Annotated in this window: 16 protein-coding genes and 2 CRISPR repeat arrays; of the genes, 10 read left to right on the top strand and 6 right to left on the bottom strand. The window is 46.9% G+C overall.

Features of this window, described 5'->3' with window-relative positions; genetic code table 11:
• Nucleotides 1-50 precede the first annotated feature (50 nt).
• Nucleotides 51-671 carry a hypothetical protein gene (locus GWK48_RS10435; protein WP_174632076.1) on the bottom strand — a complete coding sequence of 207 codons (621 nt, stop codon included), beginning with the start codon at nt 669-671 and terminating at the stop codon, nt 51-53.
• Nucleotides 672-774: 103 nt separating this feature from the next.
• Between GWK48_RS10435 and GWK48_RS10440 the strand changes: the two genes are divergently transcribed.
• The gene (locus GWK48_RS10440) at nt 775-915 is read left to right on the top strand and encodes a hypothetical protein (protein ID WP_174632078.1); all 141 of its coding nucleotides are present in this window, start codon (nt 775-777) and stop codon (nt 913-915) included.
• A gap of 1,608 nt (nt 916-2,523) precedes the next feature.
• On the opposite strand, the gene GWK48_RS11525 is transcribed toward GWK48_RS10440, so the two are convergent.
• Nucleotides 2,524-2,799, bottom strand: coding sequence for a hypothetical protein (locus GWK48_RS11525; RefSeq protein ID WP_246263809.1), 276 nt, complete (start codon nt 2,797-2,799; stop codon nt 2,524-2,526).
• 6 nt (nt 2,800-2,805) lie between these two features.
• A complete protein-coding gene (locus tag GWK48_RS11530) occupies nt 2,806-3,117 on the bottom strand; it encodes an AAA family ATPase (protein WP_343044013.1) in 312 nt (103 codons plus the stop codon).
• Between the two features lie 466 nt (nt 3,118-3,583).
• Here GWK48_RS11530 and GWK48_RS10450 point away from each other — a divergent pair, with 466 nt between their 5' ends.
• The 4 genes from GWK48_RS10450 to GWK48_RS10460 all read left to right on the top strand — a co-directional run bounded on the left by GWK48_RS10450 (nt 3,584) and on the right by GWK48_RS10460 (nt 11,815).
• Nucleotides 3,584-4,270, top strand: a complete 687-nt coding sequence (locus GWK48_RS10450) for a metallophosphoesterase family protein (protein WP_174632079.1) — start codon at nt 3,584-3,586, stop codon at nt 4,268-4,270.
• An 870-nt stretch (nt 4,271-5,140) separates the two neighbouring features.
• Complete coding sequence (locus GWK48_RS11700) at nt 5,141-5,266, top strand: hypothetical protein (protein ID WP_281359968.1); 126 nt, start codon at nt 5,141-5,143, stop codon at nt 5,264-5,266.
• A 561-nt stretch (nt 5,267-5,827) separates the two neighbouring features.
• Nucleotides 5,828-6,361: a CRISPR-associated ring nuclease Crn1 gene (gene crn1 / locus GWK48_RS10455; protein WP_174632081.1), complete on the top strand. Its 534-nt coding sequence runs from the start codon at nt 5,828-5,830 to the stop codon at nt 6,359-6,361.
• Between the two features lie 295 nt (nt 6,362-6,656).
• Nucleotides 6,657-10,886: a CRISPR direct-repeat array (repeat unit 25 nt; unit sequence CTTTCAATTCCTTTCTGGATGCAAC).
• A 785-nt stretch (nt 10,887-11,671) separates the two neighbouring features.
• Nucleotides 11,672-11,815: a hypothetical protein gene (locus GWK48_RS10460; protein ID WP_174632083.1), complete on the top strand. Its 144-nt coding sequence runs from the start codon at nt 11,672-11,674 to the stop codon at nt 11,813-11,815.
• A 472-nt stretch (nt 11,816-12,287) separates the two neighbouring features.
• Here the strand turns inward: GWK48_RS10460 and GWK48_RS10465 are convergent, their stop codons facing one another.
• The 3 genes from GWK48_RS10465 to cas4a all read right to left on the bottom strand — a co-directional run bounded on the left by GWK48_RS10465 (nt 12,288) and on the right by cas4a (nt 15,222).
• Nucleotides 12,288-13,688: a TM1812 family CRISPR-associated protein gene (locus tag GWK48_RS10465; protein WP_174632085.1), complete on the bottom strand. Its 1,401-nt coding sequence runs from the start codon at nt 13,686-13,688 to the stop codon at nt 12,288-12,290.
• Between the two features lie 58 nt (nt 13,689-13,746).
• Nucleotides 13,747-13,989 (bottom strand): hypothetical protein, encoded by a 243-nt coding sequence (locus GWK48_RS10470; RefSeq protein ID WP_174632087.1) that lies wholly within the window; start codon nt 13,987-13,989, stop codon nt 13,747-13,749.
• 342 nt (nt 13,990-14,331) lie between these two features.
• Nucleotides 14,332-15,222 carry a type I-A CRISPR-associated protein Cas4/Csa1 gene (gene cas4a, locus GWK48_RS10475; RefSeq protein WP_174632089.1) on the bottom strand — a complete coding sequence of 297 codons (891 nt, stop codon included), beginning with the start codon at nt 15,220-15,222 and terminating at the stop codon, nt 14,332-14,334.
• 558 nt (nt 15,223-15,780) lie between these two features.
• Between cas4a and cas4 the strand changes: the two genes are divergently transcribed.
• From cas4 to GWK48_RS10500, 5 genes are all read left to right on the top strand, one after another.
• A complete protein-coding gene (gene cas4, locus GWK48_RS10480) occupies nt 15,781-16,353 on the top strand; it encodes a CRISPR-associated protein Cas4 (RefSeq protein ID WP_174632091.1) in 573 nt (190 codons plus the stop codon).
• A 431-nt stretch (nt 16,354-16,784) separates the two neighbouring features.
• Nucleotides 16,785-20,804: direct repeats of the CRISPR family, unit length 25 nt; unit sequence GTTGCATCCAAAAAGGAATTGAAAG.
• A gap of 219 nt (nt 20,805-21,023) precedes the next feature.
• Nucleotides 21,024-21,929, top strand: a complete 906-nt coding sequence (gene cas1 / locus GWK48_RS10485) for a CRISPR-associated endonuclease Cas1 (protein ID WP_174632093.1) — start codon at nt 21,024-21,026, stop codon at nt 21,927-21,929.
• 10 nt (nt 21,930-21,939) lie between these two features.
• Complete coding sequence (gene cas2, locus GWK48_RS10490; protein WP_174632095.1) at nt 21,940-22,224, top strand: CRISPR-associated endonuclease Cas2; 285 nt, start codon at nt 21,940-21,942, stop codon at nt 22,222-22,224.
• A 258-nt stretch (nt 22,225-22,482) separates the two neighbouring features.
• Entirely contained in the window at nt 22,483-23,277 is a 795-nt protein-coding gene (cas6, locus tag GWK48_RS10495; protein ID WP_174632097.1) for a CRISPR-associated endoribonuclease Cas6, read from the top strand.
• A 147-nt stretch (nt 23,278-23,424) separates the two neighbouring features.
• Nucleotides 23,425-23,574, top strand: a complete 150-nt coding sequence (locus GWK48_RS10500; protein WP_217451753.1) for a hypothetical protein — start codon at nt 23,425-23,427, stop codon at nt 23,572-23,574.
• Nucleotides 23,575-23,622: the final 48 nt, after the last annotated feature.

Raw genomic sequence — 23,622 nt, forward strand, 5'->3', positions numbered from 1 at the left:
TTAAAAACGAGGCCTTGACCTCAAGACTGGTCCTCGGGCTCCTTCCTACTTCACTCCTTCACCTGGAACCCCATGCTTGCAACCTTTGCCAGGAGCTCCTTCGCCGACTTCACAGCTGAAAACCTCAATTTTTCGCTGCCCTGGTAGATGAAGGCAATGTCCCTGATGTACTTAGATGTAGCCCTTATCCTCCCTGAACTCCCGAAGACCCCCACAGGCCCTGGTTGGACCACAACTCCTCCGCTCCTGACAGTACCTTCAGTCCTCAACTCCTCGTCGACCACTGCTACAACCAAGCCTGGGGACAGGGCTATCTCGTTTTGGATCCTACCTTTGGCCATGTGTATTGCCCTCGTGTTGGTCACTGCGTAGAGGTCTCCCTCGCTCGCCCCTTTCCTTAAACGGATACCGAAGTAGAGGAGGATTATGCCCAGCAAGAGGGCTCCCCAGCTTGACGCTGAGATGGGTCCAAGGGTGGCAAACAACGAGAAGGAGTAAAACGTTATTAAAACACCGAGTAGCGCGATGATGGTATACAAGGCGAGGACCCTAGACAAGTAGCTAGGGACTTCGTACCACACCAAGGACTCACCCGGGGCTAAGTACTTCTCTAGCTTAGATACAGCTTTGGGTTTACCTTTCGAACTCCAGTTTGGAAAGATTTGCGCCATAACAACCTTAAGCACCTGGGGGTTTTAAACTTTTCTAATATTTTACTCAAATGGTTTTTATCTATGAAAAAAGAGTTAATGAAATATCAGAAAGGTGAAAAATATGGAGGGCCTGAAGGGAGGTCCAGACTGGGGGTTTCCCCTGAGGGGTGAAATCCGGGAGTCCACTCTTTCAATCCTTACTAACTCCCTCTGGTGGTCTGGGGCTGTGGAGTTGGAACGGGTAGGGTTTTCAAGGGGGTGAGTAGGCTATGCAGCTAAAGCGCTACCGGAGTACAAAGGACAGTAAGGCAGGAGGCAGTTGTGAGAGCCCAAGAGGAGAGGGAGAAAGGGTTAACCGAAAGCTTGGAGGTCTTTCATCCAGTAGCTGTGTCCTTCGAGGCCTAGGTGGAGATGGAATATTTATCTCAAGGGACTGGGGTCCTGAACGGAGTGCCCTATTGTCCCACTCAGAGACGAGGGGAGGTCAGGGACCTGAGACCGGGGGCCGTGAAGGAGTGCATAGAGAGTAGGGATCCCAGCACCTGTGGTGGAGACTTTAAAGAGGACATGGTAAACGTCACGACTGGACTGGGCACCCCCAGTCGACCAGTACCTGCGGTCGGACGTGGGTCTTGTTCGACGCGCCCCCGGACGGACAAGACCCTGACGTCATCAACCTAAAATGGATAGGCTGCCTAGACCCGTAACGCCTAACAACCCATCTCGCCATTAACCCTCATGAACGAGCACTATCACGATGCTAAATCAGGCTTAAGCTCATAATTAACGTTGGCCAACTTGTGAAGGGTCAGGTAGTGTGAGGCAATGAAGTCCTCCAAGTTGACAAGTAAGACGTCGAGGCCATTCTCGTCCGAGGATTGGACCCTAGGCTTAAAATGGTAGAGGTTACTTGAATGAGGGCGAAGAAATCATACCTGTCCATCTTCCCGCCCTGACGAATAGGTCCTCACCCTAAAAATACTTTTCCGCAATGAATAGAGTTTAGTTTATGTCAAAACAATCAAATTGTTGTCCTCACACAAGGACGATGAAGTTGCAGAAAAGAAGGGGAAATTATACATGCGTCTGTGAAGAATGCTGTGGAAAGGATAACAGGAGACGAAGTACTTATTAAGGTACAGAGTGACTAGTTAAAGCGCAACATCCTGGCCTTATATGTCGTTTAAGGCAACACTTGAAACATATCTCGTGATGAAGAGACAGAAAACATTTGGGCGAGTTAGCTATATGATCTTCCATAGAGTTGAAAGTTCTGTAAGATAACGCAAAAGTTCGTATGGTACATGTACGGGAGTTAATCTTCCATAGAGATGAAAGCATGTAATGGAGGCTGATTACATGTAGAAATACGTAATATCTTGTGGAAGGTTACAAGAAAAAATGAAGTGCAACAGATAAGGGAGGAAATGAGCTCCTTCGAAATTAGAGATCTACCATCGTTTTTTTCAAACGACAAAAGAGGCTGTGATTTTGGTAAATATTGAATTAATCGTCACACCTCCTTCACCGTTAAGTCACTTATCCAAAAAAGCAAGATTATCTACCTTTTCTGCCTTGACTTGGCCTACTACATGGCAGTAAGCCACCCCACCCTACACGAGCAAGGAGCAGAAGAAGACCTGGCGTGGCAATGGTCCTGAGAGGGCAGGCAGGGTGCAGGAGGTACTGCAGCGACATTGGGCAGACTAACGTGAGGAGTACAAGGAGTTACTCTGAAGTGGGTAAGAGATGGACAGAGTGAATAACGTGGAGGAGCTCAGTAAGTTAGGTAGACTCTCGAGGAAAGCATTCAGATTCCACGTTCTCGTAGGGCAAGGATCTCAGTAAGTTAGGTAGAGTTAGGCTGACTTCAGATTTTCTCTAACATCCCCATTACCTTCCTGATGCTGGGCCTCTTCGCTGGGTCTGGATCCGTTGTAGTCAGTATCACTTGCCTAAACCCTTGCGAAACGCTACCTAGGATCCTTCCGTACTCGTTTACGTAGATGGCTTTAGCCCTCTTGATCAACTCCATTGCCCTACCAGACCCAGTCACTATCTTTACTCCCCTAAATTCTAAGTACTCCTTGAAAGAAAAGGGGAAGAGGACGTAGTCGGGGTGTCTCCCTGTCAAGTACGTCGCCAACTCACCTCAGAGCATCCTAGAATTACTTCCGGTCAGCACAATCCCCTTGCTGTCCCTAAACCTCGTTATGAAGGCTTCCCAACCCTCAACGTTATGGACTTCGTCAAAGACCATGTAGTCCACGTCTCCGTAGACTTGGTAGATGGCCTGCTCTAGGTCCCTAGGATCCTTAGCCTTAAGCCTAGAGAGGTTTTCGTCGTCAAAGTTTACGTAAGAGAAGCCCTTACCCTTAAGGAGGAGCGTCGCTAGAGCCGATCTCCCACCCCTCCTTACGCCCAATATCGCTAGGACGTTGGGAACCTCAAGGTAGTCTGAAATGTCAGGTACATCCCTGGAGACGTAGTTTTTGAGAGCCTATTCCCCTAAGATATCCTTCTGGTCAGCTAGCACCCTTTTCAACTCCTCTGGGGGGATACCGGATTATATTCCGGTATATCTAGATAAAGTTCATGGATTATATTCCGGTATATCTCGAGAGAACTCTATCACGTTCCGTAACTTGGGATAAAACGAAGGGAACGCCAATTTTTACTTCAATTAATCAAAATCTTTTCGAAGATATTTTACCTCTCGGAACGTCGGTGAGGAAAGAGGGGTAAATTGATCAAGTTGATAATTCCTAGACTAGGGAGACCAACATACAAATGAAAATCTTAAAAGTAGATTCATTATTATGAATGAAAATAAACTAGCTAGAGGTCCATCCAGATGTTATTACATCAAGGCATTAACAAGACGGTTAAACCTAAGTTAACCTAATAAACTACTCCTCTTTAATTAATCTATGAGGTTCCTACTAGTCAGTGACGTTCACAAGTCATATAAACCCCACAAGGGGCACGACATGTCTGTAGCAGTTGAATGGCTATTAGAGGTAATAGATAGGACAGGTCCCCAGGTCCTTATCTCCGCAGGAGATTGGGACGAGGGGATGACCCCAGAGGATTTTGGGAGAATACTATCAAAAGTAGACCTCCTGACGGTCTATGGCAACCATGAAAACTTTCCTGTAATAGAGAAGGAAGCTGTACAGAACGGTAAAGTCATCGAGTTTGAGGGCCTGAAAATTGCAGGGATTAACGGACTTATAGGATTTAGAGTTAAGAAAGGGGTACCGAGGACTGAGCCGACTGAGTTCATGGACGCTGTCCATAGGATAAAAAAGGCTGTACCAAGACTGGACATCCTTGTAACTCACCAACCTCCTTATATACCGGAAATTTACCCTTACATGAGGGAGGATGACTACAGTAAGCTAGTATTTGAAGCAGTTGAAGACTTAAAGCCCAGGCTGTTCCTTAATGGACACATGCATAGCAGCTGTTACTCTTATTATCAATTCCCCTCCGGGACTAAGTACCTTAGAGTGGACAGCTCACAGACTCGTAAGTGTTATGGACTATTAGAGTCTGATAAAAGTGAAGTAAGAGTATATGAAGATGGTAATGAAGTATTTTCGTTAACTTTCTGACCATTAACTTTTGTATAAAGTATGGTTCAGGTCCATAGGTAATATTATAAAAATACTGATAGAACCCCTGCAGGTCGTGTGAAGGACAGGAAAGGGTCTTAGAAGACGGTGGGATAACAGTATAGAGAAGTGAGAAAAATACAGTTGATAGGGGATGGGTCGAGCGTATGGACTATATTTCTGAGGGACTAGAGGAGAGAGACTGATACATTTTGAAATAAGACTAAGACCAGAACTTACGCCTTTACGATGGTACTATTCCTATATGTTAACTAAGGACAAAAGGCTTAATTTTCAGCAGAAGACCAATCTTGATTCCTTTACTTGACTTCCTTCTCTCTAAAGGGCTTTAGACTTACCATAAAGGAGTGTACTACTGACGTTATTGTGATAAGCACTTCCGTCGATACTGGACTTGGCTTCGACCTCAAAGATTACCTCAATTTCACCCTCCTCCCTATCACCGTCATCAACACTTTGAGGTAGTGCGTTTACAGTATGGACCCCATCCCACTCTGTCCGTAAAGTAGTCCACAAGGGATAATGATGTGTGGTAGGGTCTCAACAGTTACGTAAGGGGAGCTAACGCGGAGAAACGCTCCCAAGGTCGTGTCAGGGGCCACGGCTTGACGCAGGGGGAGGTCGGGTCAAGCGAGACGTGATAAGGTGTGACTGCGTTGCTCAGGATGGCAGGGGACGGAACTCCAGAGGTCTTGATAGGCTATGGGGCACTCACAGGTCTAGGACTTACACTGGGGTAAAGGGTAGGGGTTGTACCCGAGGAACTTCAGTTTGGGGGGACATGCGACGAGATTGCCCGGGGCCTGGCGACGGCCTTTGTTCCTCGCGGTAAACAGTGTGGCGCGGCTCATGAGGGCGGGGTGGCTAGGGAGTACGTTGACGGGGCTTATGCCTGAAAAGTTCACACGATCTGTGGACGTGAACCTGACTTACACCATCAGGGACGGGGCTTCTTACTGGGTGTGCGAGGTTTGACAATACGCCTGACCACGTGTGGAAAGTGGAGGAGAGGGGGACGTAAAATGGAGATAGTCCCTGTGAAGGACATGAAAGTTCAAGTGGGTATGGAGCGGGATAGTCATCCTAGCCCCGCACAACGAGGGTAAGGCGGCTGGAGGGATTTCACCTCGTCGTGGAAGGCGGGTGTGAGGCGGGAGACCCCACGAAAAGCCTAGGAGTGACGAGACTCCCTGTCCTTGCTGTGGCTGGTCCCTACTGCCAGAGTTGGTTGAGTAGGGGACAGGAGCTATCGCGGGACGTGCAAGGGTGACTATGCTCAAGTTCCTACCGTTGTGGTACTCATAGGACACAGGACGAAGCTCTGCCCAGGGAGTGTCCAGTAAGACAACGGAGGGGAGTAGAACTAGCAAAGAAGGGCCCCCGCTCAGGAAGAACGTCACCCGTAGATGTATAGAGGAGATGAGATCCTGACCACAGGGATTGCCTATTAGATACGTATTTACTTCTCCGGGTTGTAAAGGAGAAGAGGTCTTGTCTAGGTGTAAAGCTTTTTACCCCCTTATACCGGACAAGCTTATGGTAAACCTGCTTGCGACACTGGGGAGGACAGTTGGGGGCCCCGTGGAGACCTTTGAGAACCTCTCCAACGGGAACTATATCTCCGACTTCCCTCCACACAAGGTCAAGGTCGACGAACTAATTGCCCTGACCACCAGTGAGACTGAGGAGACGTTCTTCATAATGAAGGCCGTCCTGATGTGCTGTCTAAACTTCACCAAGGTAAGGGCTGTGAGGCTTGACATTGACGACGTCAGTACACCTCAGGACTTCGTGCTCGTGAGGGAGAAAGTAAAGGGGCTTTTACGTCCTGGGGACTACCTGGACTTCAGCGGCGGTAGGAAGGCGATCAGCTCAGCAGCAGTCCTTGGGGCACGTGAGGTAGGAGCTCATCTGGTGACCAGTATAATCGGGGAGGACGAGTACGACAGGGTAAAGGGGAGGATGGTACAGATCAGGGACAGGGCGTTGGCGGTTTACAGGCCGGAACAGTGCCTAGGTTACCTCTGCGACCTCTATACGACTAAGGCCAGGACCATTGTTTTCTTTTAAAGGAGGTACGGGTTCGCAAGATGGGTGATTAGACTAGGCCTCGCTCCCATAATGGTGTTTCCAGGAGAAGAACTTGGATGACACGCCCGTCCCTTGTCAGTCCTCTCAATATTTGAGGTAAAATAAGGTCAGCGAGCCGCGACTTAGATTCAGTCCTTACTGACCTTAGATACCTTTTTGGAAGGAACAGGACACCTAATGTCCCGCATGGTATTATGTATTTTCTAAAACTTCTTTACCTTTTTGGATGCAGCTGAGGGGGGGCGTGATAGCGACAGGGGTGGGTCAATGACGATTTTCAATTCCTTTTTGGATGCAACAGTTGCTAGTACACGAGTTTGATAACGATGAGATTCAAACTTTCAATTCCTTTTTGGATGTAACCCGGCAGACCCCCGACCCCCTGAAACCGGTTAATGGGGCTTTCAATTCCTTTTTGAATGCAACGACGTTGAATTGATGATAGGATCCTACGTATCTTTGCCCTCTTTCAATTCCTTTTTGGATGCAACTAGCTTGGTGAAAAAGATGAACAGATCAGAATCCAAACCCTTTCAATTCCTTTTTGGATGCAACCTCCTCTCCCCAAGAAGAGGAGAGGGAGAAGCGATTACACTTTCAATTCCTTTTTGGATGCAACTAAAACTTTCACGACAATAAGATCTATTATAGCTTTATTGCTTTCAATTCCTTTCTGGATGCAACGGGTGGTATAGTGATGGACATCCCATCCTGTTAAAAGCTTTCAATTCCTTTCTGGATGCAACCTGGTAGTGTTACTGTAGCCCTCGTCGCTCCAAACATTAACTTTCAATTCCTTTCTGGATGCAACCCTCTTCCCGGCTATCTCGCTGGTCTTTAACAGTCCAGCTTTCAATTCCTTTCTGGATGCAACTAATGCCAAAATTTGGAAACTAACGAAACGGATAAGCTATACTTTCAATTCCTTTCTGGATGCAACTTATGATTCCCGACGAAATAGCTCCAAAAGTTCTAGACTTTCAATTCCTTTCTGGATGCAACTTTTTCAAGTTTAAGAAAACACTCTATTTTAAGTAAATACTTTCAATTCCTTTCTGGATGCAACTACTACAACTACAGCATAAAGATAGCGAGGGTTGCAGAACTTTCAATTCCTTTCTGGATGCAACCAGGTTGAGACAAGAGAGCTTTAAACCCAAACTTGAAAACTTTCAATTCCTTTCTGGATGCAACAACCTGGACCTAGCGTATAAGTTGTGTAGCTCTCTAGCACCTTTCAATTCCTTTCTGGATGCAACTTTCGGTTTGAATGTGAAAAAGAGAGACAATACTGTATCTTTCAATTCCTTTCTGGATGCAACGTAATGACGTACTGCAAATTTCCTTCGTTGTCGAGTTGTCTTTCAATTCCTTTCTGGATGCAACATAGACCAGCAGGGCAACTATACATATAGCTATATGTTCTCTTTCAATTCCTTTCTGGATGCAACCTATCGCGAGTATTAACACGCTTAACGACTCGGATTGAGGCTTTCAATTCCTTTCTGGATGCAACACTACAGAGTTTATCGTTACGTCCTTCAATTTTTTTAACTTTCAATTCCTTTCTGGATGCAACTTTTCTCCAGTCATTAGAGTAAAATATACTGACATAGTAACTTTCAATTCCTTTCTGGATGCAACAGGGTAAGGTTACCCAGCAAGTTCTTCTGCTCGTATTGAACTTTCAATTCCTTTCTGGATGCAACGAAAAGAAAAATGAAAATGCAAACGCAAAATTCGGGTCTCTTTCAATTCCTTTCTGGATGCAACCAGAGCCAGAACTATACTGCATCAGCCCAGCAATTACAAAGCTTTCAATTCCTTTCTGGATGCAACTCAGAAGAACGCATCCTTTATCGCCCCTAACATATTAACTTTCAATTCCTTTCTGGATGCAACGACACATTAGGTGTAAAGTACAGATGTAGGGAAATAACTTTCAATTCCTTTCTGGATGCAACGATCATAACGGAAAGACTAGGGTAATCAGACTAACTTTCAATTCCTTTCTGGATGCAACCTAAAAATACAAGTAGATGCAAAATTAGATTTTAACTTTCAATTCCTTTCTGGATGCAACTTCAGAGAACACAAAAAAGTAATGCTATGGGCTCACAATTCTTTCAATTCCTTTCTGGATGCAACCAGGTGAGGAATATCTCTTAATCAGAAATTTTCCCACTTTCAATTCCTTTCTGGATGCAACTTGTGTTCCCATAAATTCAATTTCTTCAGAAAGTAATGTCCTTTCAATTCCTTTCTGGATGCAACCTGGTTGACCCCTATCATGGCAGGGCAGACCTAGAAAGTCTTTCAATTCCTTTCTGGATGCAACTTACGCAATGATAAGCAAGGGAGAGCTAGTAGATTATACCTTTCAATTCCTTTCTGGATGCAACCTGGTAGTCTGACAATGTGTAAGTTGAAGTGCTTTTGTCTTTCAATTCCTTTCTGGATGCAACAGTGTAAAAAAGAGTATGTTGTACAGAAAGAATTAGTAATCTTTCAATTCCTTTCTGGATGCAACTAGCATGATAAAACCCTGCCCCATCTTCATAGATGACTTTCAATTCCTTTCTGGATGCAACATTTATGCATGGTATCCGAGAAGGGAAGGAGGTATTTAACTTTCAATTCCTTTCTGGATGCAACTGTGCATGTTTTTCTACCTGTTCTTGATGGGTATTATATCTTTCAATTCCTTTCTGGATGCAACGTAGGTCATGGTGCCACTGACAGACGGAGACGCAATAATCTTTCAATTCCTTTCTGGATGCAACCTATTGTTCACTAAAGAAGACGCTACAAACTATCATAACTTTCAATTCCTTTCTGGATGCAACCCTGAACGGTGAGGGCGAACAGAAATTTGAACTTGATTTACTTTCAATTCCTTTCTGGATGCAACTGGACATGTACCAGTTAGCTGTTGTTGATCATAATTCTTTCAATTCCTTTCTGGATGCAACTATATCTAATTACCTATATAGTATTATTATTTAAAGCCCTTTCAATTCCTTTCTGGATGCAACGTGGAGTCCCAGACCATCTATTTTCTAAGACCTACGAACTTTCAATTCCTTTCTGGATGCAACTACTGACTCTGCCATTAAGAGAGACTTTGCCATTATAATTACTTTCAATTCCTTTCTGGATGCAACCTATATGGGTGAGAGACTTATCCATATAGATTTTAGTGCTTTCAATTCCTTTCTGGATGCAACTTTTAGATATGACTTCAGTTTAATTGCTAAAGCATTTTTCTTTCAATTCCTTTCTGGATGCAACAAAACGAAAAAGTAGTATGTAATGTTGGTTCATATACAATAACTTTCAATTCCTTTCTGGATGCAACCTGAGAAAGATAAAAAGTTCATGAAGGAAGGGGTATTAGTCTTTCAATTCCTTTCTGGATGCAACCACAGGAAATTGGAGGACGCAAGACATTTCAAGTACGTACACTTTCAATTCCTTTCTGGATGCAACTGAAGAGATTCACTTTCCTATTGATTAGCTCATAGAAAAACTTTCAATTCCTTTCTGGATGCAACTTAGTTGATCTCGTATAGAGACTGAACGATTCCCCTCTTTCAATTCCTTTCTGGATGCAACAAGAGTGGAATATAGGGCGAATTTTGGACAAGTAAAATACTTTCAATTCCTTTCTGGATGCAACCAGGACAATCCACATACGTAGATGCATTATTAGATGTTTTCTTTCAATTCCTTTCTGGATGCAACAAACCCTAAACCGAGGGGTATAACTCTAGTAGTTGACTTTCAATTCCTTTCTGGATGCAACCATGGAGCACTACGCAGTTAATAAGGACTAGTCCAATTCTTTCAATTCCTTTCTGGATGCAACCTGTTTGGGAATTAGATATTGATCAGATGATTATCACTTTCAATTCCTTTCTGGATGCAACGTTTGATAACCGGGTAAAGGTTTGGGATCTTAGATTTATCTTTCAATTCCTTTCTGGATGCAACCATATAAACTCACTAGGAAAGCGTATCCGCACCATAAAACTTTCAATTCCTTTCTGGATGCAACGAGGAAGTTAGTTGAAATGAACAAAAACACCATCAAAAACTTTCAATTCCTTTCTGGATGCAACCTAAAGAAGATCTAGGGAAGCTGGAAGATAGAGTGCTTTCAATTCCTTTCTGGATGCAACGTGGTGCTATGATAATCCGGAAGAAAAAGGGATGGGATTACTTTCAATTCCTTTCTGGATGCAACTGTAAATATTGCCTGAAGTATTTGTATAATACCCAGTTGACTTTCAATTCCTTTCTGGATGCAACCAGAAGGTCGACGTCTATGTCCAGTGTGGTTGATTCTACTTTCAATTCCTTTCTGGATGCAACATGACCGCAATGAATGTGAAGAACAAGGATTTCTATACTACTTTCAATTCCTTTCTGGATGCAACAAAGTGAGTGAATGAAAGCAAGAAAGAACAAGAAAGCGAACTTTCAATTCCTTTCTGGATGCAACTTAGGTATTTATTATCCTGTTACTTCTTTTTCACCTTCTCCTATAATAAACTTTACTACCCTCACCTGAGCCTACATGCGACCTGATATCCTTGTAATTACCTCTACGTTTCATGGTCGCATGGTCTTTACGTAAGATTAAAAGGTGTACATGGCTTTTAAACGTTCAAAATTACGGGAGATATTAGTACTGGTCGCATTGAGGCTCGAACCAGTCTTCTCTACAATTCGCACTTAACTTTAAGTCTATTTCTCGAATCAGGGAAATGAAGTTTCATTATTACGTAGTTTCCGACTAAAAACTATCTATTATAAACCCTTTTTACAAAACATTGTCTAAATCAAGGATACCGTTTAGTATTTAATACCTTTTTTAAACATGCCCTTTTTCACGATTAATAGCCGTGACAAGCTAAAAAGTTTTAACAGGCGTGAAGAATTTACGTCAGAATTACCTTGTCTGGACTAACGTGGGCTTTTGTCTCCGCTAAGGGGAGCCTTTACATCCACCAATGATCCACCGTGTGGACAAGGACAAGTACGACGGTGAGGGCGTACTCATCCGTGGGAGACGTCTGTTGGTCAGACAGCTAGAGGAATGGGCAAAGCCCTCAACACCCAGACCATATAGGCATAAGGGCTCTACGTAAACTGTTGACTAACGCAGTACACCTTGTAGGGATGGGTACCTGTGGTACTTCGGTAGATAGGGGAGAGGGCGGAGCGACTGTCAAATAATACCTTGGGAGCCCTTTTAGCACAATAGTTTAGACTATTCATAACACGTTGTTACAGCAAATAGCTCAACGAGTTGCTTGGACCGCAGTGGTAAACCCTGTAGCCCGGGAAGAGTACACCTGGGCTACTGGGATAGGGATACCCTTAACGGGGGCTTTCGGCGTTTTTGTTGAGGGTGACGTGGTTTATTAACGAGGGACCTGAGTACACCTCCTCCCCCCATAGCCTGCCCTAGGACTGGACCCTGGGGAGAAGGTCTTAGCCCCCCTGGGGTGAAGGGAACACCCGAGGTCCTCCTGTTGAAGACTGGTACGTCCAACCACAACCACCTGTGTACAAGTTAAAGTCTGGGGGAGTCATACTGCCACATGTGGCTCGTCCATGCCACCTAGGACCTCTCCTCACGTCAGGTAGCCATGACCACCTGACCCTCTCGGTGACCCTCAGGTGTGAAGGGACGTGGACTGTTGCATCAAAAAAGGGATTGAAAGAACAAGCTCGACCCGTCCCTGACCGGGCGCAGTATGTCACGTCCAAAAGGGGTGTCAGCTGGACACCCCAACCACCTCCCCCTTTTCCTAGAGAGACTTCACTGGGGAGGGCGTAGTCAGGGTATAGTGCGGAAGGGCTGTCCTGTCTAGGTACATCCCCGTCAGCGTCCCCCTCAGGTTATCCTCCTCACGCCCTCTGCGTGGTCCTTGAGTTTGCCTTTTACGTAATCGACAATAGTCCTCCTGTTTATGTTTTGCGTCGGGGTGACCCCCCTCTTGTCGACCTTGACTCTAAGGTCCTTGGAGAGACCGCTATGCATAAGGAGGTTCCTAAACTTCTGGAAATCACTGTTGTTTAACTCTATATAGGAACCTACCAGGTCTTCGCACAACCTGTACATTCGGTCGTTGTCATCGAAAGTACCTCCCCCGTGGTTGCTCAGACACTCCGCTACAGGCAGTTCCCTAGCTAAGGACAACGCCTTGTCGTAGTACTCGACCTCTATGTACTTTTCCAGTGCCTTAAACAGGGTCTCAATGTCGTCCTTCCCCAACAGCGAGTTGAGGACCCCCTCTATGCCCAGGGTGGACGAGAAGTTGGAGAGCACTATCCTACTCTCCTTCTGGAACCTAGGCTCAGCGTTATACCAAGTGAGGTAGAGGTCGCGTAGGGACAGGAAGTCCTGTCTGAGCTGGGGTATGTACTGTTGTAGGTCTCTCATGGAGGCTATCCCGTTGACGACGAAGCCGTTCCTCATGTTCCACAGGAAGTCGTTGACCTTGTTGAGGTCCACACGCTTGACCCTATTGACTAACTCTCTAGACCTACCGAACTCTGTCGGGTTTAGATCTCTCAACCTTCCAGTGTAGTCCACTGAGTACCTCTCGTCCATCATCTCTATGGACAGGCCTATCTTGAGCGAGTCCTTCATCGCCTCTACGATGTTACTCAGCCCGACGATCTCGACTACACCGCTCGGGGAGCCCATCACGGGGGCCGCGTATATGTCGGACTCAAAGAGGGCTGATGAGGCCAACAACGCCGATACTAACACGTTTGTGCCGTGTGTCAAGTCTACTATGAACTTTCCGCACCCCTCGGAGTGGTACCTGTGCAACACCGCAAACACCGCGTTGTATATGAAGGTAGGGTCCCTCGAGGATGAGTAGGGCTGCCTGATAGGCCTCCCGTCCTTATCTCTGCTCAGGTTCCCTTCGCAGTCAGCTACCATGCCGCTCCCCACGCCCACGTTCGGTATGTACTCCACCTTCATCCCGTCTAAGAACTCGTTGAACTTAGTGGAGACGGGGTCAAACCCTTGCTTCTGTTGTAACTCGTGCGCCCTGGTCGTCAACATGTCCTTGTACGCTTTTTTGACGACCTCCTTGTTGTCGCAGTTAGCCGAGATGAGGCTGTCTGGGAGCAGTGCCACGGTCTCTTCCGGGTCTAGGGCGGACCATAAAGCATGTGCTGAGAAAAAGCTCGTGTAGTCTTTCCCCTGAAAGCTGTACTTGACTACCTGGTACGAGGTCACGTCCCCCGCAACGTAGGTTAAACAGGCCCTGTTAGACATGTTAATCGAGTAACAGTTAATTATAAATGTTATAAACTTTATTGGATATCACCTGTTTCTATCCCGTGATTGGACGTGAAGTGTGTTCTGTTGTCCCTGTGGGTGCCTCTGCAACTACGTGGACCTTCCAGGTGAAGAGCCATGTTGTGGGGGAGACACTGAGGTCCATCTCGGGGGAACTAGCTACCTGGCTCCTGTCGACCGTAGACGTGTAGGTGGGGTCTAGGCTAATTTCCGTCTCGTCTAGTACCAACCCCAAGCCCTTCACCAGGGTCCTAGCGAAGGGATGTCCCACCCCCAACGGGTGACCCCAGCCCACCTAGGTAGGGACCTGGACACCTTGGCTGTCCACACCTGTTCGGTCTTCCGGGCAGAGGCCACACCTGGGGCGAAGTCCCTTTGGGTACACAGGGCCACCAACCTAACCCCGGTCACTGAGGCGGAGGACTTAGACTCTAACTTTGCGGTACACAGTTAACCAACACCTCTGAAAGAGAGGACTCCTAGGCGCCCTACCCCTGCCACGCTACAGGGCTCTCAACGGCCAGGAAAAGGGGCGTGGGAAGACCTCATGGAGACCGCGCGTGGAGTAGTAGGGAACACGTCCTCCTCTCCGTGTTCCTGGTACCGCAAGGGCCAACTCCTACCCCTTAGCCCCCGTACTACCTGGACTGTTGCAGTGGTTGAGGAAGGGACAGGAGTCGTCGCATCTCTTGGGCATCCCCGGGTCCAGGTCGTTGTCTATAGCCTCCACTGCCCTGTCCCTCGTCTCCAGAAACTCGTTCCTCAGCGGGTCAGAGACCTGGACGAGTCTACAGGTGGTGAAGACCCCCTTGTCCACAGTCACGTAGCACAGGTAACCGAAGTCTATGGGGACCTCGAACTGGCTCTCCAGGGCCAGGGAGTACCCAGCTAACGCTAGTTCGTGCGCCCGCCTCGGCCTCCCGGTCTTCATCTCTGCGACCAGTGGTACCATCGGCACGAAGGCGTCTGCCCTGATGTTGTTCTGCAGGCCCACTAGGGACCCGTCGATGGGGTACTCAACGTGGAAGGGGACGACCAGAGAGACCAGTGAGTCCCTGGTGAGGAAGAGCCTTGACCTGTACTTGTCCACCTCGGCCGTGTAGATGTTGACCACGTGGTCCCACATGACCTTCGCCCTCTCCGGGTCCACGACGTTCCTGACTACCCTGTAGAACTCGTCAGTCATGAGGGTCTGTAACCTACCCCCGGTCACCCTGTCCCCCTCTTCATAGATCAACCTCTTCACCCCTTGGACTGCCTCTGCGTAGACGTAGTGTAGGTCGTTTGCACCTTTGATGGCCTCGGGTTTCACCCCCTTGTGCTTGAGGTACGCGAAACGGCCCGTCTCGCAGTACCCGTTGGTGAGATCGGAGACCCCCAGGTATGTCGAGGATGAGTGGAGGAGTGGGGGCTCGTTCCAGTGCCACCCCCTCAGCTCCTCGGATATGGCCCTGGGCGTGAGCTTCACCCTTTTGGCGAGCAGGGTCACGTCAGACAGGGTAAAGAACATGTGTGTAGGTCGCCCTCGGGTAAAATAAACCTTTGTCAGGATTGTCACGGCGTCCACACGTGTTACACAGGGGTCAAGGGCTCTCCGAGCGCGCAGGGGGTCAGGGTGCAACCAGGGTGCCTCGACGGGTAGTCCCGGCCCGGATGATGGGGTCCGTCCCGAGGGGGACTTCGCTGTACACAACACCGCTTAGTCAGGGGAGGCCACCCGCCTTCAACAGACAGGTCCTTCCCCCACGTCTGTTGGTGTTCAACGCTGTCGTCTTCCTCCACGTCACGTTTACCAGTCGCCCTCCGCTGGTGTAAGTTGGACCTACCCTGTGTAACGCACATGTACGGGACAAGGTGGTCACACCTGGGTGAGTACTACTCGGACGTCTTAACGCGTCACGGTGGGACCTAGTTCTCTGGCCCCAACTGGTCACATGAGACCCCCACGGTATCTGACTGGCGCTGCCTAGATACGGCGCCTCCTTGAAAGGTAATCTCGAGCCTTCTTCTGTCCCCCCGCCCTTTGAGGGAGGGGTAATTTAATAGAGTCTCCCTCCTAACAGTAGTAATGATAACTGGGGTCTCGGTCAAACATTACGTCTTCTGTCCGGTCATACTTAGAGTTGAGGGCATAGGTTTCGGGGAGAGGTTGACGGAGGCCATGAGGGAGGGGACAGAGGTGGAGGCGGAGAAGGTCATGGCTTTCCTTTACCCGACCTTGAAGGCTAAGGAGGTCATACGCAAGCCTTACTTGAAGTATCGAGACCTCTCCGGGGTCCCCGACTACGTCCTGAGGTTCTCCTACTACTCCTCCCCTCTGGACCTGAAGGACAGTAGGAGGGTCTCCTTGGACCATAAGGCCCAGGTCCTGTTCTACGCTTACCTCATGGAGATGTCAGGGACGGTTGTGAAGGAGGCCTTCCTATACTACGTCCCCCTGGAGAGGCTGATCAGGATACCCTACACCTACCAGAGTAGGGAGTACGTCGAGAGGACTATCAGGGAGATCAGAGAGATAATAAGGGGAGGTACGGGGAGACACCTCAGGGTCACACAGGAGGCAAAAAAGTGCATTAACTGTGGTTTCTTCTACGCTTGCAGGCCCCGAAGGCAGGGGAAGTTTTTCGTCAGGGAGCTGTGAAGCAGGTAAAAACTTTTTAGTTCGGTAGGTTCCCGTAAAAGGATAGAACCTCGTGCATAAAAGGGGTAAATTAACTTTGTTATACCATAGGTTTTAAAAGTGTATAGAACAGACCGCAGTTTTCTAGATAGAATTCAGTATTGAAATTCGACTTTCGTAAAAGATGTAGGAGTTATCAATAATAGGTCTTACTCCTTAGTGAATGTCTAGGAGGTCGATGGTTCGTGCCTCAATGCGACCGGTACTAATATCTCCCGTAATTTTGAACGTTTAAAAGCCATGTACACCTTTCAATCTTACGTAAAGACCATGCGACCATAAAACGTAGAGGTAATTACAAGGATATCAGGTCGCATGTAGGCCCAGGTCGGGGTAGTAAAGTTTATTATAGGAGAAGGTAAAAGATAGGTAATAGGTTAATAAATACGTCTGTTGCATCTAAAAAGGAATTGAAAGTTCCTTGGGTTTATAAATATCACAAGTTTAACTAATATAGTTGCATCCAAAAAGGAATTGAAAGTTAACGTCTTTTATTGTTACGTTGCCATACTCATCTATATGTTGCATCCAAAAAGGAATTGAAAGATATTATATTCATTCATAATATCATATACTGTGATTTTGCGTTGCATCCAAAAAGGAATTGAAAGTTCATTCTATGTTTCTCGGGAGGGTACGGTGCTGGGTGAGGTTGCATCCAAAAAGGAATTGAAAGTTTGTTGTGTTTGACGCATAGTACTGAATCAAGGGCATATGTTGCATCCAAAAAGGAATTGAAAGCCTCTTCAGTACTAATTCCTAGCCTCTCTTGCACTTTCTTGTTGCATCCAAAAAGGAATTGAAAGTTCATGGTAAACCAATCCTGCCTCCTCACATTCATTGCGGTGTTGCATCCAAAAAGGAATTGAAAGTTAATGGATGCAAGGTGGATCCGAGGTGGGCAGTACCCATGTTGCATCCAAAAAGGAATTGAAAGCTAAGTATCGCTGAGACCTTGTCGAGCGTGATTATGGGCGTTGCATCCAAAAAGGAATTGAAAGATGTTCTCACCCGAATATTTCCTCTACCGTTGCAACTTGTTGCATCCAAAAAGGAATTGAAAGATCTTCCACGGAAAAGAGGGCATCGTTGCGTACTGTTCGTTGCATCCAAAAAGGAATTGAAAGTATTATAGTACCTTCCGCTTCTGGTTCTGGAATACAACAGGTTGCATCCAAAAAGGAATTGAAAGTCTTTTTGGTTTTGAGTTTTGAGGTTTTCACTCATATCATGTTGCATCCTTAGGTTGCATCCAAAAAGGAATTGAAAGTTGTAAAGGGAGATATAGTTATATCCCCTATGTATGAGTTGCATCCAAAAAGGAATTGAAAGTGCGGTCAGGGGGGAAGAACCTAGCCTTGCAGCAGAGTTGCATCCAAAAAGGAATTGAAAGTTGGATCTCCCTGAGGGGCTCCAAGCCGAGGTATAAATGTCGCATCCAAAAAGGAATTGAAAGTCTGCTATGGTAAAGTCATAATTTTGTGGGACTTCTGTGGTTGCATCCAAAAAGGAATTGAAAGCTTTCGCGATGTCGGAGAGCTCAGAGAGAAAAATGAAAGGTTGCATCCAAAAAGGAATTGAAAGGGATCATCATATATTCCTGCATAAAGACTTTTTATTTTCGTTGCATCCAAAAAGGAATTGAAAGAATATATTTCTTCGCTGGAGGAAATTGTTGTAAATACGTTGCATCCAAAAAGGAATTGAAAGATATAAGATATAGATATGAAAGAGTTGTAAATGACTTTTTGGATGCATCCAAAAAGGAATTGAAAGACCTTTTACAGGTAGTTGCGTTTCTATTCTTTCATCATAGGTTGCATCCAAAAAGGAATTGAAAGTGTCGGGTAACAATATAAAAAGAAGGAGAAGACAAGTTGTTGCATCCAAAAAGGAATTGAAAGTATGGAAACAAGTCCTCCCGTTTGATGCCGAAGAGCAGTGTTGCATCCAAAAAGGAATTGAAAGCGCGGGTTTCGAGCCAGTTCCCTCCCCTAAGTTATTTTCGTTGCATCCAAAAAGGAATTGAAAGTTGGTCAAGGGCTTTACCTTCTCGAGGACACGGTTCGTTGCATCCAAAAAGGAATTGAAAGCGAAGTAGCGTTCGGGGCTACATCTGCGTGCGATACGTTGCATCCAAAAAGGAATTGAAAGAGATACCTGAAGGATGAGAGGAGGTGGGACGGGAGGAGCGTTGCATCCAAAAAGGAATTGAAAGAATGTAACGACTATAGCACAAGAAAATTTCCAGACTAACGTTGCATCCAAAAAGGAATTGAAAGCAAGACCACGTACTCACTCGTGGTCGATGTGGACGAAAAGGTTGCATCCAAAAAGGAATTGAAAGGAATACATCCCTTCAGTCACAAACCCTACTTCAGGGTAAGTGACGTTGCATCCAAAAAGGAATTGAAAGATGTACTTCAGGTTGGTGGGATGATGGTCTATCATAGTAAGTTGCATCCAAAAAGGAATTGAAAGTGACCATGTTATCCTCGACCGTGACGTAACGACCTTTGTTGCATCCAAAAAGGAATTGAAAGTTTTATGAAAGTAGATGATCTAAAAGCAGGTTTATGGAGTTGCATCCAAAAAGGAATTGAAAGACCTACCCCTCTGCTGCATCCAACGGAGAGGGGAGAGAGGTTGCATCCAAAAAGGAATTGAAAGTAAAGACTGACTTTAGAACAGGAACTGCATGGTTCAGAACCAGTGTTGCATCCAAAAAGGAATTGAAAGGAATCAGGTATAGAATAAAAATCAATTTGAGTCTCTTCAAGTTGCATCCAAAAAGGAATTGAAAGATTTAGGGAACGCGTCAAGGCGGGCGATTAACATGAACGCGTTGCATCCAAAAAGGAATTGAAAGTCATTAATTTCTTTATTTAAGTATTCATTTAATATTTCAAGTTGCATCCAAAAAGGAATTGAAAGATGATCCTCTTCCTTGCATCCTTCAAAGTCTCACTGACAGGTTGCATCCAAAAAGGAATTGAAAGTTCCTTATCAATACGTCATACTTATTAGCGATCGGTAAGGTTGCATCCAAAAAGGAATTGAAAGTTTTCTTTCTTCAAATCCCTCTTTTTCTTCAGCTCTTTCGTTGCATCCAAAAAGGAATTGAAAGATGACCTCCTCCCTTGGTGTATCAGGCCCCACCTCCGAGGTTGCATCCAAAAAGGAATTGAAAGTTCAGGAGGACTTTCGCTTGACTGAAAGCCTTGCCTATTGTTGCATCCAAAAAGGAATTGAAAGTTAGGAATCTGTTCCACCTTTTTCACCCCCTATATTCTCGTTGCATCCAAAAAGGAATTGAAAGTCTCTTTAGTGATTATAGTGATAGTAGTCACACCCTGTTGCATCCAAAAAGGAATTGAAAGATTAGCAACTTCTTATCAACAGCCCTCAGGTAAAGGTCTCGTTGCATCCAAAAAGGAATTGAAAGGGAGGGCCACAGGGGATGCGGGAATCGAGATCCTAGGCGGGTTGCATCCAAAAAGGAATTGAAAGCTAGCTACCCTTGCATACCTGTACGAATACACGTAGGTTGCATCCAAAAAGGAATTGAAAGAATTTCTTCCTGATCTCCTCAAGCTCTTTCTTCACGTTCGTTGCATCCAAAAAGGAATTGAAAGCTTCTTTCTAGGTGGCTTTATCTTGAGAATTACTTCAGGGTTGCATCCAAAAAGGAATTGAAAGACAACTTGAACTTACAGGCCCCTCAGGTTGACGCAAAACGTTGCATCCAAAGATGAATTGAAAGACTCCTCATTCTCTTTAGTCTCTTTGCTAAAATAATTGGTTGCATCCAAAAAGGAATTGAAAGACTTGTTCCGCCAACTCAGGCGGCGCCTTCATTTCTGAGGTTGCATCCAAAAAGGAATTGAAAGTCACCGTAGGGTTGAGGTCAGGATACACAAAAAACACTAAGTTGCATCCAAAAAGGAATTGAAAGGTCTAAGTATTTCTCTAATCCATACACTACAACTGCGTCACTGTTGCATCCAAAAAGGAATTGAAAGCTCAACAATTTGCCAAACGTTAGCAAATATGTGAAATACGTTGCATCCAAAAAGGAATTGAAAGTCTTTTCAAAAACTAATGATGCCCCTGAAGAGACCTGGTTCATGTTGAATCCAAAAAGAAATTGAAAGGTGTAGATCTCGGTTGCCTCATCAACGCTGTTTAGAATTGGTTGCATCCAAAAAGGAATTGAAAGCTAATTACTTCAGACCTAAATTTATTTTCCTTCATACATGTTGCATCCAAAAAGGAATTGAAAGTTAGTTAGCTGTTGCACTAACTCGTTTCTCATCTCCGCCAAGTTGCATCCAAAAAGGAATTGAAAGATACTAATTTTAAACAATTAAGTTTTACCAGTAATAATGTTGCATCCAAAAAGGAATTGAAAATTATCGGCTTCAGCGACTCGAGGAGCCCTGTGCTCTGTTGCGTCCAAAAAACCTGAAAAGTACTACTTGACCAAGCTTACCTTAACGCTGCCGAGTACCTTCGTGCACGAGCATCTAGTTTATAAATTTTGTTTACGTAATACCGGTATTATCAGACCGTGTCATGGACCTTGGGTCCCACGTCTTAAAGTTTATTAAAAAGGATGAGGTCATATAATTATGGGGGAGCAGGGCGATGGGAAGAAACTGGCCTTTGTCAAAGACTACGGTGCTTACCTCAGGGTTAACAAGGGCATGATAGTGTGTGAAGTTAAGGGGCGCCAGATATGGTCCGTCTCGCCAGCTGAGCTGTCTTCCATAGTCGTCATAGCCACGTCCTCCATCTCATCGGAGGTGGTCAAGTTGGCCTACGAGTACGGGGTGGACTTAGTCTTCTTTGATAGGTACGAACCCATAGCTAAGCTGATCCCAGGTAAGTACGGTGGGTCCATGAAGCTCTGGATGAAGCAGGTCTTGGCGACCAGGAGGAAGTACGAGTACGCTAGGGAGTTCGTCTACGCTAAGCTCCACAACCAGTACATGACCTTGAGGTACTACGAGAGGAAGTACGGTTATGAACTGTCATCTAGGGAATTGGACGAGCTTTCAAGGTCGGTCCTGAACCTAACTGACGTGAGGGAGATCATGGGGAGGGAAGCTGAGGGGGCTAAGGCCTACTGGAGGGGTGTAGTGAGACTCCTCCCCAAGTCGCTCGGGTTCAGGGGCAGGAAGAGGACGGCCCAAGGACAGGACCCCTTCAACGTAGCCCTGAACATCGGGTACGCCATGCTCAGAAAGGTCGTCTATTCAGCTGTGGTGTCGGTTGGGCTAAACCCTTACGTAGGCTTCCTCCACAGCCCCAGGGGAGGTAAGACCTCCCTCGTCTTTGACCTGATGGAGGAGTTCAGGTCACCTGAGGTGGACAGGAAGCTGATAGGTATGGCGAGGGAGAAGGAGGAGGACGTAAAGGACAAGAAGCGTGTCTACTCCTTAGGGATTGAGGAAGACCTGGTATACACGCAGGCGAGGAGGTTGGCGAACTCCATACTGAGGGGGGAGGAGTACAGGCCCTACCTTAGCAAGTGAGGGGCCCAGGTTGCTCTACCTAGTCTTCTACGACATAACCAGCGACGGCCTCAGGGAGAAGGTAGCGGACTTCCTCAAGAGGAAGGGGCTGAGCAGGGTGCAGTTCAGCGTTTTCCTGGGTAACCTGAACTCCAGCAGGGTGAGGGACGTGGAGTCAGGGCTGAGGATGTACTACAGGGAAAGGAAGGAGGGGGAGAGGTTCAACGTCTTGATAGTCCCGGTCACGGAGGTACAGTTCAAGCAGAGGGTGGTCATTGGTGAGGTCAGGGAGGAGAGCGCGAACGTCCTGTGGTGAACCCGCGTGGGTTCTCCGCGTAGCGTACCTGGGACGCCTGCCCCTGTCACTCCCCACGGGAACGCCCCTACGAGGTAGAGGACGTCATTTTCAACAGGCAGGGAGACCCAGCACGCGCCGTTGGGCTTGGAGGGAATACCACGCCCATTCAAGGAGGGGACTGCCCGACTATCACGGTGTAATCGGACCCTGCGTGACTCCAGTTAAAGCTCCCCGTACTCGACATAAGTATATAAATTCCCTCTCCCAATTTTATTAATGATCTTCAAAATAGACTTTAAGGTCACCTCCGACCACGACGTGTTCCTCCCTCCCTTCCCCTCAAAGCTCAGCAGGCTAGTGCTCACGAGACTTTACCCGTCCTACTCCAAGTTGCAGGAGGCTGGAACCCCTTACAAGCCCCTCCGAGTGACCACCATAAAGGACAGTAGGGGGAGCCCGCTCTACGCGGTAGGGGGCAGGAAGGTGATCATGAAGAAGGGTGAGGGCTACTCCTTTAGCTTCACCTTCCTGGATCCTAAGGTGTTTGAGGAGATAGTCAGCAACCCTGACGCCGAGGTGCAGGAGTGGGACACGAGGTTCCACGTCTCGATGAAGGACGCGCAGGTGGTGGAGGACTTCAAGGGAATCGGGGACACCAGGCTGTTCAAGGTGGAGTTCCTCACCCCCACAAGCCTCCAGCCCATAAGGCCGAACTTCAAGAGGAAGGACAATAGGTACGTCCTTTTCCCCTACGTCCCCCTCCTCATGCACTCGCTGATGAAGCACTGGAACCAGAACATGGAGGAGAAGGTCCACAGCGTTGCCGGGGTCAAGGCGCTCTACTACATGAGGGAGGTCGACTACTGGCTGAGGCCCGTGACCACTTTCTACGACGGGAGGCCAGTCAGGGGGTTCGTCGGGTGGACGGTGTTCGAGCTCAGGTCGAGGAGGTACACTAGGCTGACTAGGGCAGCGAAGACGCTCTTGGAGTACGCCAACTACTTCGGGGTCGGGAAGAGCAGGGCTATTGGGTTCGGAGAGGTCAGGGTGAGCGTGATGAGCGACGGGTAGGGAAGAGGTCCTTAGGGAAGGGGGAGACCCCTCGCTGAGCTCTACCTAGGGTCGCTGCTGTGGGGCTACGTCCTCCGCTATTTAAGACGCTGCGAGGTGGGTGTCTCTACTTACGCTACACCTTCTTTATCTCAAGGGACTAGGGTAATGGGTTCCAAGAACCCAGTTTTACCACAGTCTGATTGGGGCGGCCTGTCCAAGCCCCGCCACGGCATAGGGGTGCCCCCGTCTTCGAGCATAACACTTCAAGGACCTGAGCTCTACAACGTGGTCGAGAGTGAGCCGATGGGATCATGACTGCCCAATACCTCACGGGCCCCACAGCGACGTTGACGTTGCCCTTGT

This window comes from Metallosphaera tengchongensis, from assembly GCF_013343295.1.
GTDB lineage: Archaea > Thermoproteota > Thermoprotei_A > Sulfolobales > Sulfolobaceae > Metallosphaera > Metallosphaera tengchongensis.